This is a genomic window from Erythrobacter oryzae (assembly GCF_030271515.1).
In the GTDB taxonomy this organism is placed as follows: Bacteria; Pseudomonadota; Alphaproteobacteria; order Sphingomonadales; family Sphingomonadaceae; genus Erythrobacter; species Erythrobacter oryzae.
Genome location: NZ_JASCXI010000002.1, coordinates 397,642 through 416,236 on the forward strand (window position 1 = coordinate 397,642; position 18,595 = coordinate 416,236).

Sequence of the window (18,595 nt, forward strand, 5' to 3'; positions counted from 1 at the left end):
CGGTACTCCCCTGTGATTCGCTCATACACTCCCACACAAATGAACACTGTTCAATTAAAAATTGGACAACGTTCAATTTCCTGGTTATCACCCGTTTCATGGGACGGAGATCCGATCACACGCCTGACGCGCTGCGCGAGCTGCTGATCGAGTGCGGCCACGCGCTGATGGCCGAGCGGGGTTTCGCCAAGTTTTCGGCGCGCGAGGCGGCGCGGCGGGCGGGCTATTCGGTGGGCACGATCTACAACGTGTTCGGCGGGCTCGATGCCTATCTGATCGCGGTCAACAGCCGCACCTTCCGCGAATGGAGCGCCTGGCTGGAGGCAGCGCTCGCTGCCACGCCCGACGATGGCGACGCGCGCCTTGCGGCGCTGGTGCGCGCCTATTTCGCCTTCGCCGATGCCAACCGCAACGCGTGGATGGCGATCTACGACCACCGCATCGACCGCACGACCACCATTGCGAAGCAGGACGAAGCCGCGCGCGAGGCGCTGACGGGGATCGTCGACCGCGAGGTTACCCGCTGGCTCGGACAGGCGGACGCGGAGGCGACCCGCCGCCTCGTGCGCTCGCTGATCGCGACGGTCCACGGGCATTGCGCCCTGTGGCTGTCGGGCAGCTATGCCCTGATGCGCGAGGAGGACCCGGCGGGTCAGGCTCTGGCGCGCGTGATGGAAGCCCTCTCGGCCCACGCCGGATCGACCCCGTCCCCAATTCAATAGCTGCGCAAGGCCCCCGGCCTTGGCATAGGGCTGCGCGAGGCGGCACAAGCGAGGGATGACCGACATGACGATCAGCAACGAAGCGCTCGAGATGGCCGCAAAGGTCGAGGCCTTCGTGCGCGGGCAGATCTTCCCCTACGAACAGGACCCGCGCCGCGACCACCACGGCGCGCCGACCGACGAGCTGGTGATGGAGATGCGCGAGCTGGCGCGGGCAGCGGGCGTGCTGACCCCGCACATCCGCCCCGACGGCAGCCACTTCAACCAGCGCGAGACCGCGGTGATTCTCATCAAGTCCGGCCTCACGCCCTTGGGGATGCTCGCCTGCAACACCCAGGCGCCCGACGAGGGCAACATGTATCTGATCGGCAAAGTCGGCAGCCCTGACCTCAAGGAGCGTTTTCTCACGCCGCTGGTTGCAGGCCATGCCCGCTCGGCCTTCTTCATGACCGAACCGGCGGAGCTCAACGGCGCGGGCGCGGACCCTTCCATGATGATCACCACCTGCCGCAAGGACGGCAATCACTGGGTGGTGAACGGCAAGAAGTGCTTCATCACCGGGGCGGAGGGCGCGAAGGTCGGGATCGTGATGGCGAAGTCCGAGGACCCGGACAGCGCGGGCGGGGCCTGCATGTTCCTCGTCGACCTGCCCGACCCCGCGATCCGGATCACCGGCGTGCCCAACACCATCGACAGCTCGATGCCCGGCAGCCACGCCGAGATCACCATCGACAATCTGCGCATCCCCGCCGACCAGATGCTTGGTCAGGCGGGCGAGGGGTTCAAATATGCCCAGATCCGCCTTGCGCCGGCGCGCTTGTCGCACTGCATGCGCTGGCTGGGCGGGTGCATCCGCGCACAGGAGATCGCGGTGGACTATGCCAATCGCCGCATGGCTTTCGGCAAGACGCTGATCGACCACGAGGGCGTGGGCTTCATGCTCGCCGAGAACATGATCGACTTGAAGCAATGCGAGCTGATGATCGATTGGTGCGCGGGCGTGCTCGACACCGGATCGCTCGGCACGGTCGAAAGCTCAATGACCAAGGTCGCCGTCTCCGAGGCGCTGATGCGGGTCGCCGACAAGTGCGTGCAGGTGATGGGCGGCACGGGCGTGACCGACAAGACCATCGTCGAGACCATGTTCCGAGAAATCCGCGCCTTCCGCATCTATGACGGGCCCACGGAGGTCCACAAGTGGAGCCTCGCCAAGAAGTTGCGGCGCGACTGGAAGGCGGCGCAGGAGCACTAGCGGCGCGGTTGCTTTGTCGGCACGGCTCGGCGAGAGAAGGGCCGTATGAGTGTGGCCCAACCCCCAGCCTGGCGCTTCGCGGTCGACCGCGGCGGGACCTTCACCGATGTCGTCGCCACAACGCCCGATGGGCGGCTGGTGACGGCCAAGCTGCTGTCCGAGAACCCCGGCCACTATGCCGACGCCGCGAGCGAGGCGGTGCGGCGGCTGATGGCGGAACATGGTGAGGGGCCGATAGCGGAACTCAGGATCGGCACCACGGTCGCTACCAATGCGCTGCTGGAACGCAAGGGCGAGCGGCTGGCGCTGGCGATCACGCGTGGGTTTGGCGATGCCCTCAGGATCGGCACTCAGGCGCGGCCCCACATCTTTGCGCGGCATATCGTGTTGCCTGAGCAACTCCCGGCGAAGGTCGTCGAGATTGACGAAAGGGTGGCGGTCGACGGCACGATATTGCGCCCGCTCGACGAGGGCGCGGCGCGCGCGACCTTCGCGCAGCTTCGCGGCGAGGGCTTCGATGCGCTCGCGATCGTGCTCATCCACGGCTGGCAGCACCGCGACCACGAGGCGCGCCTGGCTGAGGTCGCGCGCGAGGCGGGCTTCGCGCAGGTCAGCGTCAGCCACGAGGTCGCTCCGCTGATCCGGCTGGTGCCGCGCGGGGATACGGCCGTGGTCGACGCCTATCTCTCGCCGGTTCTGAGGCGCTACACCGACAAGCTCGCCGCGAGCCTGCCCGCGACCGGCGCGCTCCGGTTCATGCAATCGAATGGCGGGCTCGCGGAAGTCGGCGCGTTCCGGGGGAAGGACGCGATCCTCTCTGGCCCGGCGGGGGGCGTGGTGGGGATGGTGGCGGCGTGCGAACCGCTCGGCCATACGCGGCTGATCGGGTTCGACATGGGCGGTACGAGCACCGATGTCGCGCATTACGCGGGCGAGGTGGAGCTGACGGGCGACAGCGTGGTCGCGGGCGTCAGGGTCGCGGCGCCGATGATGCAGATTCACACGGTCGCGGCGGGCGGCGGCTCGATCTGCCGCTTTGTCGGATCGCGCTTCCGCGTCGGCCCGAAAAGTGCGGGCGCAGACCCGGGCCCGGCCTGCTATCGCAAGGGCGGGCCGCTCACGGTGACCGACTGCAACCTGTTCCTCGGGCGGATCGACCCGGCCTTCTTCCCCGCCGTGTTCGGCCCCGCTGGCAACGAACCGCTAGACCCCGAGGCCGCCCGCGCGCGGCTGGAGGAGGTCGCCGCACAGCTCCCCGAACCGCGCCCGCTGGAGACAATCGCCGAGGGCTTCCTCGCAATCGCCGTCGACAACATGGCGGCGGCGATCCGGAAAATCTCTGTCGCGCGCGGGCATGATGTGACGACCTATGCGCTCGCCTGTTTCGGCGGCGCGGGCGGCCAGCACGCGGCCCGCGTGGCGGACGCGCTGGGGATGGAGACCGTCCTGGTCCACCCGCTTGCCGGGATGCTCTCGGCCTACGGGATCGGTCTTGCCCCGGTGAAGGCGATCCGCGAGGTCACCCTGATGCGGCCCTTGGGCGAGAGTTTCGCCGAGGAACACGCCGCTCTCGAAGCGCAGGCGCGCGCCGACCTGCTGACACAGGGCATTCCCGCCGAAGCGATCCGCCTCGCGCCCGCCGCGCGGCTGCGCTTTGCCGGGAGCGACAGCCTGCTCGCGATCCCCTGCGAGGATCCCGAGAGCATGGACGCCGCCTTCCGCCACCTGCACCGCGAGCGCTACGGCTATTCCGACGCCGAGGGCACGATCATCGTCGAGGCGCTGAGCGTCGAGGCGTCGGGGCTGGCGGGCGGGGTGGCCGCAGCTCGCGCCATTCCAGAAACTGCCGCCGCCACAGCGCCGCTGCTGCCGGGCGAGTGGCCCGTCATGGCCCGTGCCGGAATGCGGGCGGGCGAGATTGTGCCGGGGCCGGTGCTGATCATCGACCCCGGTTCAACCACCGTGGTTGAGGCAGGCTGGCAGGCGAAACTGGCGGAGGAGGGGAGCCTTGTCCTCACCCGCACCGCCCCACTTGCCCGCGAACGCGCGGCAGGGACCGCGGTCGACCCCGTCCGGCTCGAGATCTTCAACAACCTCTTCATGGCCATCGCCGAGGAGATGGGCGTGGTGCTGCAATCCACCGCGACCTCGGTGAACATCAAAGAGCGGCTCGATTTCTCCTGCGCGCTGTTCGACCGCGAGGGCGCGCTGATCGCCAATGCGCCGCACATTCCGGTGCATCTGGGGAGCATGGGCGACTCCATCGCGCGGGTGATCGAAGCTCGGGGGCAGGCGCGCGACGGGCGGGGATTCCGGCGGGGCGACGCCTATGTCCTCAACGATCCCTATCGCGGCGGCACCCACCTGCCCGACATCACGGTGATCGTGCCGGTGTTCTACGGCGCGGATGGCGACGAACCGGACGCCTTCGTCGCCGCGCGAGGCCACCATGCCGACATCGGCGGGATCGCACCCGGCTCCATGCCGCCAGAAAGCCGCACCATCGCCGAGGAGGGCGTGCTGCTCGACAATGTGCTGCTGGTCGACGAGGGCCATTTCCGCGAGGCCGAAATCCGCACGGCGCTGGCGGCGGCGGACTATCCGGCGCGCAACCCCGAACGCAATCTCTCTGACTTCCGCGCCCAGCTTGCCGCCTGCACGCGCGGGGCTGAGCTGCTGGCGGGGGCGGCGCGGGAACACGGGGCGGACGTGCTCGCCGCCTACATGGACCACGTCCTCGCCAACGCCGAGGAGAGCGTGAGGCGGCTGATCGGCGGGCTGGAGGACGGCAGCTTCGCCTATCCGATGGACAATGGCGCGTTGGTGCAGGTGGCGATCCGCATCGACCGCGATAGCCGCTCGGCGGTGTTCGACTTCACCGGCACCAGCGACCAACTCCCGGACAATTTCAACGCCCCCCGCTCGATCACCCGCGCCGCCGCGCTCTATGTCCTGCGCACGCTGATCGACGATGCGATCCCGATGAATGACGGATGCCTGCGCCCGGTGACACTGATCGTGCCCGAAGGCTCGATGCTCAACCCGAGGCCCGGCGCGGCGGTCGTGGCGGGGAATGTGGAGACCAGCCAGGTCGTCACCGACGCGCTGTTCGGCGCCACGGGCCGCCTCGCGCCTTCGCAGGGGACGATGAATAATTTCACCTTCGGCAACGCGCGGCACCAGTATTACGAGACGATCTGCGGCGGATCGGGTGCGGGGCCGGATCACCCGGGAACGAGCGCGGTGCAGACCCACATGACCAATTCGCGCCTGACCGATCCCGAAATTCTCGAGACCCGCCTGCCGGTCAGGCTGGAGGAGTTCTCCATCCGCCGCGGCTCGGGCGGGGCGGGGCGGCAAGTCGGCGGCGACGGGGTGGTGCGGCGCATGACCTTCCTCGAACCGATGCGCGCCAACATGCTGGCGAACCGCCGCATGGTGCCGCCGCGCGGGCTGGCGGGCGGGGGCGATGCGCTCCCCGGACAGAACTGGGTCGAGCGCGCCGACGGCACCCGCGACGATCTCGGCGCGACCGGCTCGGCCGAGATGCAGCCGGGTGACACTTTCGTGATCCTGACACCCGGAGGAGGGGGCTTCGGCGCATGAACTACTGGCCGCTGGCGGGCATCGCCATTGTCGTCCTTGGCTTCGCGTTGCGCTTCAACCCGCTGCTGGTGGTGGTGAGCGCCGCGCTGGCGACCGGCGTTTTGGCGGGGCTCGATCCGGTCGCGGTGATCGAGGCGCTGGGCAAGGCCTTCAACGACAACCGCTATATCTCGGTGACGTGGATAATCCTGCCGGTGATCGGCCTCTTGGAGCGCTACGGCCTCCAGCAGCGCGCGCGGGGCCTGATCGAGGGGATGCAGGGCGCGACGATGGGCCGGCTGCTGGTCGCCTATCTCGCCTTCCGCCAGCTCGCCTCGGCGCTGGGGATGAAGGACATCGGCGGCCACGCGCAGGCGGTGCGCCCGCTGGTCGCGCCGATGGCCGAGGCGGCGGCGGTCAAGACCCACGGCGACTTGCCCGAGGACGCGCGCGACGAGGTCAAAGCCATGGCCGCCGCGACCGACAATGTCGGGCTGTTCTTCGGCGAGGACATCTTCTTCGCCATCGCCTCGATCCTGCTGATCCAAGGGGTGTTCGAGGCGGCAGGCTATCCGCTCACCCCGCTCGAGCTGTCGGTCTGGGCGATCCCGACCGCGCTTGCCGCCTTCGCTATCCATTCATGGCGCGTCCTCGCCCTAGACCGGCGGCTGGGGAGGGCGGGCCAATGATCACCTACGAGTGGCTCTATGTGCTCGCGGGGGCTGCCTTCGCCATATGGGCGGCGCTTTCGGCGAAGGACAGGCGATGGGGCAATGCCGCCTTCTGGGCGCTGCTGGCGGTGAGCTTCTTCTTCGGCAGCCATATGTCCGATCTCGCGAATGGCGTGCTGGTGTTGGCGCTGGTGGCGATTGCCGGGCTGGGCGGCCTCAAGCGCAGCGATCCGCCGACAACCTCGCCCGAGGAACGGCAGGCCCACGCGGCACGGCTCGGAAACCGCCTGTTCCTCCCCGCGCTGGTCGTGCCGCTTACGGCGGTCGTGGGAACGCTGCTCTACAACTACACGCCGCTGGGCGAGACCGGGCTGTTCGAGGCGCGGCGCGAGACACTGATCCTGTTCGGGATCGGGGTGCTTGTGGCGATGTTGGCGACAATGGTCTGGCTGCGCCCGCCGCTGATGGCCCCTGCGCAGGAAGGGCGGCGGCTGATCGATTCCATCGGCTGGGCCGCGATCCTGCCGCAGATGTTGGCGGCATTGGGGGCGGTGTTCGCGCTCGCCGGGGTGGGCGACATTATCGGCGGGGTCGCGCGCGGGGTGATCCCCGAGGGGAGCGTGTTCCTCACCGTAGTCGTCTTCGCCGCCGGGATGGCGTTGTTCACCATGATCATGGGCAACGCCTTCGCCGCCTTTCCGGTGATGGCGACCGCGATCGGCATTCCGCTCCTGATCCAGACCTATGGCGGCAATCCGGCGGTGATCGGTGCGGTGGGGATGCTGGCAGGGTTCTGCGGCACGCTGCTCACGCCCATGGCGGCGAATTTCAACATCGTGCCCGCCGCACTGCTCGAATTGAAAGACCAGAACGCGGTGATCCGCCAGCAGGTGGGCACGGCAGTGCCGTTGTGGGCGGTCAACGTGCTGATCATCTACATCGGAGCCTTCCTGCTGTGGAACTGACCGAGGACACCGCCCGCCGCTTTGCCCGCGTGGTGCTGGGCCATGTGACGCGGGCCTTCCCTTACAAGGACGACCACGTCTTCACCGGACCGGACGACCTGCGCCTGCCGCAAGACGCCCATCCCGTGTTCTTCGGCAGCTTCGACTGGCATTCCTGCGTCCACGGCTGGTGGACGCTGCTGACGCTGCGGCGCCTCTATCCCGACATGCCCGAGGCCCCGCAGATCGCGGCGCTGGCGGAGATGACCTTCACCGCAGAGAAGCTGGCAATGGAACTCGCTTATATCGACCGCCCCTCTGCGCGCGGCTTCGAGCGGCCCTACGGCTGGGGCTGGCTGATGTATCTCCATCATGAGGCCGCGCGGCACGAGGATCACGGATGGGGCGCACGGCTCGAACCGCTGGCCCGCGCCTTTGCTGCGCGTTTGCGGGATTACCTCGGCATCCTCACCTACCCGATCACCGTCGGCACCCACAGCAACACCGCCTTCGCGCTGGTGCTGGCGCGGCGCTGGGCCGTCGCGCGCGACCCCGATCTCGTCATGCTGATCGACGACTGGGCGACCCGTGCCTTCGCCCATCGCCGCGACTATGCCGGGTGGGAGCCGGGCGGGGACGAGTTCCTCTCCCCCGTCCTCACCGCCGCGCTGCTGATGAGCGAAGTCACCCCGCACCTCGCCTTCGCCCCGTGGTTCGAGGCGCTGGTGGAGGCCAACGGCTGGCTCGCGCGCGAATGCCTCCCCGTCACTGTCTCCGACCGCAGCGACGGCAAGATCGCCCATCTCGACGGGCTCAACCTGAGCCGCGCCTGGTGCCTGCGCGACATCGCGCGCGCCTTGGGCCGCACCGATCCTCAAGACCCCTTGCAGCGCCTCGCCGAAGACCACCTCGCCGCCGCGCTTCCCCATGTCGAGGGCGACTACATGGGCGAACACTGGCTGGCGAGCTTCGCCCTGCTGGCCCTCTTGCGCCCGTAACGGAAGGCATTGACGGGGGCGGCAAGTTGACCGCGCCTCAGCGTCTGATAGCCTCTGGCGCAATAAAACCCCGTAAAGGGGTGTCAACGGGGAGAGAACCTTGCGCCAATTGCAGGGAATGGACGCGTCCTTCGTGGCGCTCGAGACGCGCAATTCGCCGATGCATATCGGCTCGATCCTGATCTACAATCCCGAGACCGCGCCCGGCAGCTTCGTCCGCTTCAAGGACATCCTGCAATTCATCGGCGCGCGCGCGCAGCTGAGCCGCACGATGCGCCAGCGCCTGGTGCGTGTGCCGTTCGATCTCGATTACCCCTACTGGGTCGAGGATCCCGACTTCGATCTCGAATATCACGTCCGCCACGTGGCCCTGCCGCGCCCGGGTGATTGGCGGCAGCTGTGCATCCAGGCGGCGCGGATCTTCGCGCGGCCCTTGGATCTCGACCGGCCGCCGTGGGAGTTCACCGTGGTCGAGGGGCTCGACAACATCCCCGGCGTCGCGCCCGGCAGCTTCGCGATGGTCACCAAGGTGCACCATGCCGCGATCGACGGGATGAGCGGGATCGACCTGATGGAGGCGCTCCACACCCTGCGTCCCGGCGATCCGCCGCCGAACCAACCCGACACGTGGAAGCCCGAGCGCATTCCGAACCCCATCGAACTGCTCGGCAAGAGCTATTTCAACGCGGTCACCAATCCGCTGCGGCAGCTGGAGGTCGCCGCCAAGGCCGCGCCGGGGCTGGCGAAGGCCATCAAAGGCCTGGTGGTCAAGGACTTCACCGTCTCCTCCGACATGCTCGCGCCCAAGTCGCGCTTCAATCGCACGATCTCGCCGCACCGCGTGGTCGAGGGGCGCAGCTTCAAGCTCGCCGATATCAAGGCGATCCGCGCGCTGGCCGAGGGCGCCAAGGTCAACGACGTGTTCCTCGCGATCATCGGCGGAGCGATGCGCAAATATCTGCTCGCCAAGGACGATCTGCCCAAAAAGACGCTGACCGCGATGGCCCCGATCTCGGTGCGCTCCAGCGGCGAGAAGGGCGACATGGGCAATCAGGTCGCGGCGATGATCGCGCCGCTAGGCACGCATATCGAGGATCCGGCGGAGCGCCTCACCTTCGTCTTTTCGCAGACCGCCAATTCCAAGGCCATGTCCGACGCGATCGGCGCGCGCAACATGACCGAGATGAGCAAGGTCTCCCCCGCGCTGTTCATGGCCTTGGGGGCGCAGCTCTACACCCGCCTCGGCCTCGCCAATCGCGGGGTGGCACCGCCGTTCACGACCGTGGTGACCAACGTGCCCGGCCCGCCGGTGCCGATCCATTTCACCGGCGCGCGGCTCGAGAGCATGATGGGGCTGCTATGCCTCACCGACGGCCTCGGCCTCGGCCACGTGGTGCAGTCCTATTGCGACGAGGCAACCATCGCCTTCACCGCCGACCGCGAGCTGCTCCCCGATCCCGATTTCTACGTAAAGTGCATCGAGGATAGTTTCGCCGAGCTGCTGGCTGCTACAAGGGCTGCAACCGCCGCGCCGAAACCTGCGGCCAAGGCAAAACCCGCGCCCAAGGCAAAGCCCGCTCCCAAGGCCAAACCGGCAGCGAAGCCCAAACCGGCGCGCGCCGCTCGTAAAGCAAAGCCTGCATGACCGGCCGCAAGACCAAACCCGAAAAGGATAACACAATGGCCGCATCGGCAACCCTCGCCGCCCCGTCAGCACCCGCGCCGCACCCGCCGCACCGCTTCTGGACGCTCGTCGAAGGGCGCGCGATGTTCGAACTCGGCGCCTTCTACATGAGCCGCCCGTTCCTGTCCGCCCTGCCCAAGGGTGACGGGCACGCGGTGCAGGTTCTGCCCGGCTTCATGGCCAGCAACACCTCGACCAGCCCGATGCGGCGCCTGCTGCGCGATCTGGGTTACGACGCGCATGGCTGGAACAGCGGGCGCAACGTCCGGGTCGACAATGCGCTGATTGCGCGGCTGGAGACCCAGCTCCATCGGCTCAATGACGATACGGGCCGCAAGGTCTCGCTCGTCGGGTGGAGCCTCGGCGGGGTGCTGGCGCGCGAACTCGCCAAGCTCCATCCGGAACGGGTGCGGCTGGTGGTCAGCCTCGGCAGCCCGATCTCCGACGATCGCAACCATACCAGCGCCGCGCGCCTGTTCGAACTATTGAACGGCAAGGAACCCGAGGCGATGCAGGGCGGGCGCTTCCGCGCGCTGGCCGAAGCGCCGCCGGTGCCGACCACCTCGATCTTCACCAAGACCGACGGGATCGTCCACTGGCGCGGGTCGGTGCAGAAGCCTGCCGCCACGCGCACCGAGAACATCGAGGTCTATGCCAGCCATTGCGGCCTCGGGGTCAATCCGAGCGTCATGCTCGCGCTCGCCGACCGGCTGGCGCAACCCGAGGGGACTTGGGCGCCGTTCGAGGCCCCGCTTGCCTTCCAGTGGATGTTCCCCAAGACTCCGCTCGACTGAGGGTGCGCCCTTCAATTGACAGGGTAAATGCCAAATCATAGGCTTGCCCGATGGCCGATCCGGACATCAACCGCGCTTCTACTCCCGTCACCAGCGATGGCCGGCGGGAGCGCAGCCGGTCGAGCCGGGCGAAGATCGTTGCCGCGATGCTCGATCTCGTCGCGGGCGGAGAGGTCGCGCCGAGCGCGGCGCAGGTTGCCGAGCTCGCGGGGGTGGGCCTGCGCTCGGTATTCCGCCACTTCCGCGACATGGACGCGCTCTATCGCGAGATGGCCGAAGCGATCGAGCGCCAGATTCTCCCCATCCTGATGCGCCCGCCCGAGGGCGCGACGTGGCAGCAGCGCCTGTTCGACATCGCCGAGCGCCGTGCTGCGATCTTCGAGACGATCATGCCCTACCGCATCTCGGCCAACGTCCGGCGGTTCGAATCCGCCTTCCTGATGGAGGGCTACCGCCGCCAGCTGCGGCTTGAGACCGAGGCGCTCGCAGCGCATCTGCCCGAGGACGTTCGCGCGGATGTCGAGGGGGCGCGGGGCCTCAACGTGATCCTCAGTTTCAACACCTGGCGGCTGCTGAGGCACGACCAGAACCTCGACCCGCAAGAGGCGGCGGCGGCGGTGCGGCGGATGCTGGGCGACGCGCTGGCGCGCTGGCCGCAAGGGTGATGGCGCGCTGGCTGGCTCTGCTCCTCGCCTGCGCGCTGCTCGCGGCGTGTGGCGAGGCCGAGGCCCCTGACGCTCCCGAAACGAGCACCTGCACCGGGCTTGCGGACGACGCCATGGTGTGGGTCCCGGGCGGCTCCTTCACGATGGGCGAAGACCCCAGCTACCCAGAGGAAGGCCCCCCGCGCGTTGTGAGCGTCGAGGGCTTCTGGATGGACGCGCACGAGGTAACCAACGCCCAGTTCGCCGCCTTTGTCGCCGCCACGAGCTACGTCACTATGGCAGAGCGGACGCCGCCCGCGCTCCCCGGTGCGCCGCCCGAGATGGCGCAGCCGGGTTCGGCCGTCTTCCGCGTGCCCACGCCCGACAACCGCGCATGGTGGCGCTGGGCGGTCGGCGCGCAGTGGCGCGACCCGGTGGGCGACAAGGGCGGGATCGGGGGGCGCGAGCGGCACCCGGTGGTGCAGATCGCCTACGAGGATGCGCTCGCCTACGCCCGATGGGCGGGCAAGGAGCTCCCCGACGAGGCGCAGTGGGAGTACGCCGCGCGCGCCGGTGCCCGCGCCTTGCCCGAGCCCTTGGACGCGGCGGGCAAGCCGCAGGCGAATTATTATCAGGGGGTGTTTCCGGCCAAGGACCTCGGCACCGACGGCTTCACGGGACGCGCGCCGGTCGGGTGCTTTGCCGCCAATGCCTTCGGCCTCCACGACATGATCGGCAATGTCTGGGAGTGGACCAGCACCGCGGGCGCGCGGGCCGACGCTGCGGAGCCCGTCGGCGTCATCAAGGGCGGCTCGTTCCTGTGCGCGGCCAGTTACTGCGCCCGCTACCGCCCCGCCGCGCGGCAGTTCCAGGAGCGTGGGCTGGGCACCGACCATATCGGCTTCCGCCTGATCGACACGCGCCGCCCGCCGCCTTCGTCAGAGGATTGACGTGCCGCCGGACTAATGACATTCATGATGTCAAAACAGGGGAGGGGAAGTGAGTGAAAGTCCTGCGCACGCCGGATGAGGCTTTCGCCGCCATCGCGGACTTCCCCTTCGCCCCGCACTATGCCGAGGTGCGCGACGCGGCGAGCGGCACCAGCTTGCGCATCCACTACATCGACGAAGGCCCGCGCGATGCTCCGATCGTGCTGATGATGCATGGCGAGCCGACCTGGTGCTACCTCTACCGCCACATGATCGCACCCGTAGTGGCGGCAGGCTACCGCGTGATCGCCCCCGATCTCGTCGGCTTCGGCAAGTCGGACAAACCCGCCGAGAAATCGGACTATTCCTATGCGCGCCATGTCGAGTGGATGCGCCAGTGGCTCGAGGGGCTGGACCTCTCCGACATCACGCTCGCCTGTCAGGACTGGGGCTCGCTGATCGGGCTGAGGCTGGTAGCCGCGATGCCGGAGCGGTTCCGCGCGGTGGCGCTTTCCAATGGCGGCCTGCCCGAAGGCGGCCCCGCGCCGCGCGCCTTCGCGATCTGGCGGGCGTTCTCGAAGTGGAGCCCGCTGTTTCCCATCGGGAAGATCATCGCCAAGGGCACCAAGCGCCCGCTCTCGCCCGCCGAGATCGCCGCCTATGACGCGCCGTTCCCCGATGCCAGCTACAAGGCCGGGGCGCGGATCTTCCCGAGCTTCGTGCCCTTTGAAGGCAACTCGGCGGTGCCCGACCAGAAGGCGGCGTGGCAGGTGCTCGACCAGTGGCACAAGCCCTTCCTCTGCGCCTTTTCCGACGGCGATCCGATCACCCGCACCGGCGAGACGCGCTTCATCGGCCGTGTCCCCGGCACCGCGGGGCAGGCCCACCGCACGCTCCGCGGCGGGCATTTCATTCAGGAGGACGACCCGCAGGGCTTCGTCGCCGCCATTCTCGATGTCGCCGCCAAGGGAGGCCAGCCATGATCGTCACCAATGCCCAGCACCCGAAGCCCGAACAGGCGATGGCCTTCTTCGGCGCCGATGACGGCCAGCCGATCTGCATGGTCAACCTCCTCAAGTTCAAGGACAAGGCGACCTATGCCGACGGCTCCGAGCCCGGACTGACGGGGCGCGAGGCCTATGCCCGCTATGCCGCGGGCGTGCAGGCCTGCCTTGCCGCAGTCGGCGGAAAGGTGCGCTTCGGCGGAGCGGTGACCGGGCTCCTTCTGGGCGAAATCGAGGAGCTTTGGGATATGGTCGCGATCGCCGAATACCCGTCGAGGAAGGCGATGATGGTGATGGTGCAATCGCCCGAATATCAGGCGATCACGAAGCACCGCGAGGCGGGGCTCGCGGGGCAGCTCAACATCTGCACGCGGGATCGCGACGCGTGAAACGCTGGCACAAGGCGCTGCTCGGCACGTTCGGCGGGCTGGCGCTGGCGGCGGGGGGTGCTTACGCCTTGCGCACCGACATCGCGCTCGCGCTCGTGCGCTGGCGCAGCAACTCCCAGCCGGTCGCGCCCAACCGTCCCGTGCCGTGGCAGCAGGGCCCCGCCCAGACCGCGCAGAGCCCGGCCGAACGCCCGCCGAACATCGTCTTCATCCTGTTCGACGATCTCGGAATGAACGAGCTCTCCACCTTCGGCGGCGGGGTGGCGGGCGGCAAGGTCAAGACCCCCAACATCGACAAGCTCGCCGCCGAGGGCGCGATCTTCACGCAGGCCTATGCGGGCAACGCCACCTGTTCGCCGAGCCGCGCGCAGCTGATGACCGGGCGCTATGCGACCCGCACCGGGTTCGAGTTCACGCCGACGCCCGCCGGCTTTCCGCGGATCGTGCCGATGGTCTGGAACCAGATGCACCCCGATCGCCCGCCGATCCTCACCAACGCCGAGGCCGAGGCCAGCGCGCCGCCGTTCGAGGAGCAGGGCCTCCCGCCGGAAGAAGTGACTGTCGCCGAGGTGCTCAAGGCGCGCGGCTATCACACAGTCCATATCGGCAAGTGGCACCTCGGCAATGCGCCCAAGTTCCTCCCCAACCGCCAAGGCTTCGACGAGAGCCTCAACATGGACGGGCTGCTGCATCTGCCCGAGGATGATCCGCAGGTCGTCAACGCCCCGATCGATTTCGACCCGATCGACCGTTTCCTGTGGGCCTCTGCAAATTTCGCTACCAGCTACAACGGCGGCGAAAAGTTCGCGCCGGGCGGCTACCTCGCCGATTACTGGACCGACGAGAGCCTCAAGGTGATCGAGGCGAACCGCAACCGGCCGTTCTTCCTCTATCTGGCCCAGTGGGGGGTGCATTCGCCCTTGCAGGCGACGAAGGCGGATTACGACGCGGTGGGCGATATCGGCGGCCCAGAGCGCCTCAGGGTCTATGCCGCGATGCTGCGCGCCCTCGACCGCTCGGTCGGGCGGATCATGGCGAAGCTCGAAGAAGAGGGGCTGGCCGAGAACACGCTGGTGGTGATCTCCTCGGACAATGGCGCGCCGGGTTACGTGGGCCTCGACGGGCTCAACGCGCCCTACCGGGGCGGCAAGGGCACCTTCTTCGAGGGCGGGATCCGCGTGCCGCTGCTGGCGCGCTGGCCTGCGCAGGTCGCGGCGGGATCGAAGATTGCGCTTCCCGTCGGGCAGGTCGACCTGATGCCGACCTTCGCCGCCGCCGCGGGCGCGCGCCTGCCGCAGGGGGTGGCGATTGACGGGCGCAACCTGCTCGCGACCCTCACAGGCAAGGGCGCCCAGCCTCGCGCCGATGCGCCGTTGTTCTGGTCGAGCGGCTATTACAAAGCAGTGCGCAGCGGCGACTGGAAGCTTCAGGTCAACGGCAGGCAGGGAAAGGTGTGGCTCTACAACCTTGCCGCCGATCCGACCGAGAAGGTCAACCTCGCCGCACGGGAGCCGGCGCGGCTCGCAGCCTTGCAGGCGCTTCTCGCCGCGCACGAGCGGGGCCGCAAGCCGCCGCTCTATGCCAGCACCTTCGAGACGCCGGTCTCGATCGACAAGACACTGGCCGAGCCTTACCGCAAGGGCGACGAATTCATATACTGGCCGAACTAGGCGGGGGCGCTACCCGACCTCGACACCCTTCCAGAAGGCGATCCGGTCCCTGATCTCGGCAGCGGCGGGCAGGGGCTCGGGATAGTACCAAGCCGCATCCGGATTGGTCGCGCCGTCCACCACCAGCGAATGATAGGAGGCCGTGCCCTTCCACGGGCAGCGCGTCTGGGTGCTGCTGGGGGCGAGGTAGGCGGCATTGACGTGTGCGCGCGGGAAGTAGTGGTTGCCCTCGACCACCACGGTCTCGTCGCTCTCGGCGATGACGACGCCGTTCCACCGTGCCTTGACCATGCTGTGCGCCTTTCGTGTTTGCTCGTGGGGAGAGCATAGCAAGAGCGCTCCGCGGACGCTTGTCCGAAATGGCGGCGCGGTTGCCTTGGCCGCGATCCGGCATTAGCCTGCTGCCCGCACCCGCCGCGAAAAGCGCGGGGCGAGGGAGGGAGTGACGGGATGATAGGCCGGAAATTGGTAGCGGTAACATTGCTGGCGATGCTGGCCGTCCCCGCGCTCGCCGGCGAGGTGCGCGAAGTGCCGCACGGGATGATCGTCACCACCGACACGGATCAAGAGGTGCGCGTGCTCGCCCATGCCGACGGCACTTTCCGCGTGACCGTGGCGGAGGAACTCCCCCAAGGCCGCCCGACCGCGATGGTCGTGGCCGAGGCCGACGGCATGCCCGCCTTCCGCCGCACGGGCGACGTCGCGACCCTGACCATGCCGCAGGCCTCGGCGGCGGTGAGCCTTGCCGACGGGAAGCTGACGGTGCGCGATCCCGCCGGGGCGGTGCTGCTCGACGAATATGCCCCCGCGCGCCGCCTGACATGGGTCGAGGTGGAAGGGCAGGAGTGGCTTGCCACCCGCGTCCAGTTCAACCGCGGGACGGATGAGGGGCTCTACGGCCTTGGCCAGCACCAGAACCGGCAGATGGACTACAACGGCGAGGACGTGGAGCTCGCCCAGCACAACATGGCGATCGCCGTGCCCTTTCTGGTATCGACGAAGGGCTACGGCATCCTGTGGGACAATGCCTCGATCACCCGCGTCGGTGACCCGGCCCCTTATGCCAAGCTGGCGCTGGACTGGCGGGCGCAATACTTCCTTGGGCACAGGCAGGTGCTGGAGCGGGCCGAGCCGACCATCGACTACCAATACCTCAGGGATCAGGCGCGCTGGCCCGCCGAAGCCAAGGCGGCGACGGTCGCGGCGACCACCGGGCAGAACACGCAGGGCAATGCGATCGAGACGCAGCGCGTAGTTTGGACCGGCACCTTCACGCCCGAGGCCGCCGGCGAGCACAAGTTCCGGCTCTACTCCTCGTCCTATGTGAAGGTTTTCGCGGACGGCAAGGAAGTGCTCAGCCGGTGGCGGCAGAATTGGAACCCGTGGTATCACAATTTCGCGCTCGATCTGGCGGCGGGAAAGCCGGTGGAACTGCGGATCGAATGGGAGCCCAATCAGGGCTACATCGCGCTCGAACACGCCGATCCCCTTCCGCCGGAGGATCGCCACTCGGTCAGCTTCGCGAGCGAAGCGGGCAAGGCGATCGATTACTACGTCGTCCCCGCGGCAACGATGGACGCCGCCGTCGCCGGATACCGCCGCTTGACCGGCAAGGCCCCGATGATGCCGCGCTGGGCCTACGGCTTCTGGCAATCGCGCCAGCGCTACAACACGCAGGACGAGGTGGTGGGCGTGATGCGCGAATACCGGGCGCGGGGCATTCCCATCGACACCATCGTGCAGGACTGGTTCTACTGGCCCGAGGACAGCTGGGGCTGCCACTGCTTCGATCCCGCGCGCTTCCCCGATCCCAAGGGGATGGTCGATGCGGTCAAGGCGATGGAGGGCCGCGTGATGATCTCGGTCTGGCCCAAGTTCTACCCCGATACCGCCAACGGCAAGACGTTGCTGGATCAGGGCTTCCTCTACGAGCGCCCCCTGGAGGCCGGCCAGCGCGACTGGGTGGGGAAGGGCTATGCCAACACCTTCTACGATCCCTACGACCCCGCTGCGCGCGCGATGTACTGGCAGCAGATGAGGGACGCGCTGTTGCCGCTCGGCTTCGATGCCTGGTGGATGGACGCGACCGAACCCGACTGGCACTCGAACCTCTCGGTCGCGGAACGCGCTTACCAGATGACCTCGCCCGCCACGCGCATCCCGGGGGCCGCGATCTTCAATTCCTACCCGCTGGTCCATGCCGAGGGGGTGGCTGAAGGCTTGCGCGCGGCGCAGCCCGACCAGCGTCCCTTCATCCTCACCCGCTCGGGCTTCGGGGGAATCCAGCGCACCTCTTCCGCACTATGGTCGGGCGATGTCGCCGCGCGGTGGGACGATCTGCGCGACCAGATCAGCGCGGGGCTGAACCTCAACCTTGCGGGCGTGCCCAACTGGACGCACGATATCGGCGGCTTCGCGGTGGAAGACCGGTATTCGAAGCAATCTCCTGAGCACCTCGCCGAATGGCGCGAGCTCTATCTGCGCTGGTTCCAGTTCGGCGCCTTCTCGCCGCTGTTCCGTAGCCACGGCGAATTCCCGCACCGCGAGACTTATCTCGTCAGCGAGGGCGATCCGGCGATGCTCGAGGGGCTCACCCGCTACCACCGCCTGCGCTACCGCCTGCTGCCCTATATCTACACGCTGGCGGCCGAGACCCACTTCGCCGACGCCACGATAATGCGCCCGCTGGTGATGGATTTTCAGAGCGACCGGAAGGTGTGGGGGATCGACGACCAGTATCTCTTCGGCCCGTCGATCATGGTCGCGCCGGTGACCGCGTTCGGCGCGCGCTCGCGGCAAGTCTATCTGCCGCAAGGCACATGGTTCGACGCCAACAGCGGCGCGCGGCTGAAGGGCGGCCGCACCATAACCACCGCCGCCCCGCGCGAGGAATTGCCGCTGTTCGTGCGCGCGGGCGCGATCATCCCCGCCGGGCCCGATGTGCAATCGACCGCCGAGAATCCGCAAGGCCCGCTCACGCTCCACGTCTTCGCCGGGGCTGACGGGCGCTTTACGCTCTACGAGGACGCGGGCACCGACATGGGCTATGCGCGCGGGGAATTCGCCCGGATAGGCATCGTCTGGGACGACGCGGCGCGCACACTGACCCTGGCTGAGCGGACGGGTTCCTTTCCTGGCATGGCTGCAATGCGCGAGGTCACCGTCATTCTTCACGAGGGCAAGGAGCAAGGCGACGTGTTCGCAGCCCGCGCCGGCACCAGCGTGACCTACACGGGAGCGGGCGTTACCTTGCGCTTCTAGGCATGGTTTCCGGGGACAGCCCGCACCCCCGCGCGTATTTCAGACAAA

Annotated in this window: 15 protein-coding genes; 14 read left to right on the forward strand and 1 reads right to left on the reverse strand. The window is 68.1% G+C overall.

The features are described from left to right. Positions 1-98 precede the first annotated feature (98 nt). The 13 genes from PFX90_RS06720 (at position 99) to PFX90_RS06780 (ending at position 15,286) form a co-directional block, all read left to right on the forward strand. The gene (locus PFX90_RS06720; RefSeq protein ID WP_285711607.1) at positions 99-722 is read left to right on the forward strand and encodes a TetR/AcrR family transcriptional regulator; all 624 of its coding nucleotides are present in this window, start codon (positions 99-101) and stop codon (positions 720-722) included. A 64-nt stretch (positions 723-786) separates the two neighbouring features. After that, positions 787-1,974: an acyl-CoA dehydrogenase family protein gene (locus PFX90_RS06725; protein ID WP_285711608.1), complete on the forward strand. Its 1,188-nt coding sequence runs from the start codon at positions 787-789 to the stop codon at positions 1,972-1,974. A 45-nt stretch (positions 1,975-2,019) separates the two neighbouring features. Then, complete coding sequence (locus PFX90_RS06730; protein WP_285711609.1) at positions 2,020-5,580, forward strand: hydantoinase B/oxoprolinase family protein; 3,561 nt, start codon at positions 2,020-2,022, stop codon at positions 5,578-5,580. Then, positions 5,577-6,248, forward strand: coding sequence for a DUF969 domain-containing protein (locus PFX90_RS06735; protein ID WP_285711610.1), 672 nt, complete (start codon positions 5,577-5,579; stop codon positions 6,246-6,248). Before PFX90_RS06730 ends, PFX90_RS06735 begins: the two co-directional genes overlap by 4 nt. After that, complete coding sequence (locus PFX90_RS06740) at positions 6,245-7,195, forward strand: DUF979 domain-containing protein (protein WP_285711611.1); 951 nt, start codon at positions 6,245-6,247, stop codon at positions 7,193-7,195. The genes PFX90_RS06735 and PFX90_RS06740 overlap by 4 nt, the downstream gene beginning before the upstream one ends. Further along, complete coding sequence (locus PFX90_RS06745) at positions 7,186-8,172, forward strand: DUF2891 domain-containing protein (RefSeq protein ID WP_285711612.1); 987 nt, start codon at positions 7,186-7,188, stop codon at positions 8,170-8,172. Before PFX90_RS06740 ends, PFX90_RS06745 begins: the two co-directional genes overlap by 10 nt. Positions 8,173-8,290: 118 nt before the next feature. Then, positions 8,291-9,817, forward strand: a complete 1,527-nt coding sequence (locus PFX90_RS06750; RefSeq protein ID WP_285711613.1) for a WS/DGAT/MGAT family O-acyltransferase — start codon at positions 8,291-8,293, stop codon at positions 9,815-9,817. A 35-nt stretch (positions 9,818-9,852) separates the two neighbouring features. After that, positions 9,853-10,650 (forward strand): esterase/lipase family protein, encoded by a 798-nt coding sequence (locus PFX90_RS06755; RefSeq protein WP_285711614.1) that lies wholly within the window; start codon positions 9,853-9,855, stop codon positions 10,648-10,650. Positions 10,651-10,700: 50 nt separating this feature from the next. Continuing rightward, complete coding sequence (locus PFX90_RS06760) at positions 10,701-11,315, forward strand: TetR/AcrR family transcriptional regulator (RefSeq protein WP_285711615.1); 615 nt, start codon at positions 10,701-10,703, stop codon at positions 11,313-11,315. Beyond that, positions 11,315-12,244 (forward strand): formylglycine-generating enzyme family protein, encoded by a 930-nt coding sequence (locus PFX90_RS06765; protein ID WP_285711616.1) that lies wholly within the window; start codon positions 11,315-11,317, stop codon positions 12,242-12,244. Before PFX90_RS06760 ends, PFX90_RS06765 begins: the two co-directional genes overlap by 1 nt. A gap of 53 nt (positions 12,245-12,297) precedes the next feature. Beyond that, on the forward strand, positions 12,298-13,206 hold the full coding sequence (locus PFX90_RS06770; protein WP_285711617.1) for a haloalkane dehalogenase: 909 nt from the start codon (positions 12,298-12,300) through the stop codon (positions 13,204-13,206). Beyond that, the gene (locus tag PFX90_RS06775; RefSeq protein ID WP_285711618.1) at positions 13,203-13,616 is read left to right on the forward strand and encodes a DUF1330 domain-containing protein; all 414 of its coding nucleotides are present in this window, start codon (positions 13,203-13,205) and stop codon (positions 13,614-13,616) included. Before PFX90_RS06770 ends, PFX90_RS06775 begins: the two co-directional genes overlap by 4 nt. After that, the gene (locus PFX90_RS06780) at positions 13,613-15,286 is read left to right on the forward strand and encodes a sulfatase-like hydrolase/transferase (RefSeq protein WP_285711619.1); all 1,674 of its coding nucleotides are present in this window, start codon (positions 13,613-13,615) and stop codon (positions 15,284-15,286) included. Before PFX90_RS06775 ends, PFX90_RS06780 begins: the two co-directional genes overlap by 4 nt. Positions 15,287-15,295: 9 nt before the next feature. Here PFX90_RS06780 and PFX90_RS06785 read toward each other — a convergent pair whose 3' ends face one another. Continuing rightward, on the reverse strand, positions 15,296-15,577 hold the full coding sequence (locus tag PFX90_RS06785; protein WP_285711620.1) for a DUF427 domain-containing protein: 282 nt from the start codon (positions 15,575-15,577) through the stop codon (positions 15,296-15,298). A 159-nt stretch (positions 15,578-15,736) separates the two neighbouring features. On the opposite strand from PFX90_RS06785, the gene PFX90_RS06790 reads away from it, so the two are divergent. Then, a complete protein-coding gene (locus PFX90_RS06790) occupies positions 15,737-18,547 on the forward strand; it encodes a TIM-barrel domain-containing protein (protein WP_285711621.1) in 2,811 nt (936 codons plus the stop codon). The last annotated feature ends 48 nt before the right edge of the window (positions 18,548-18,595 follow it).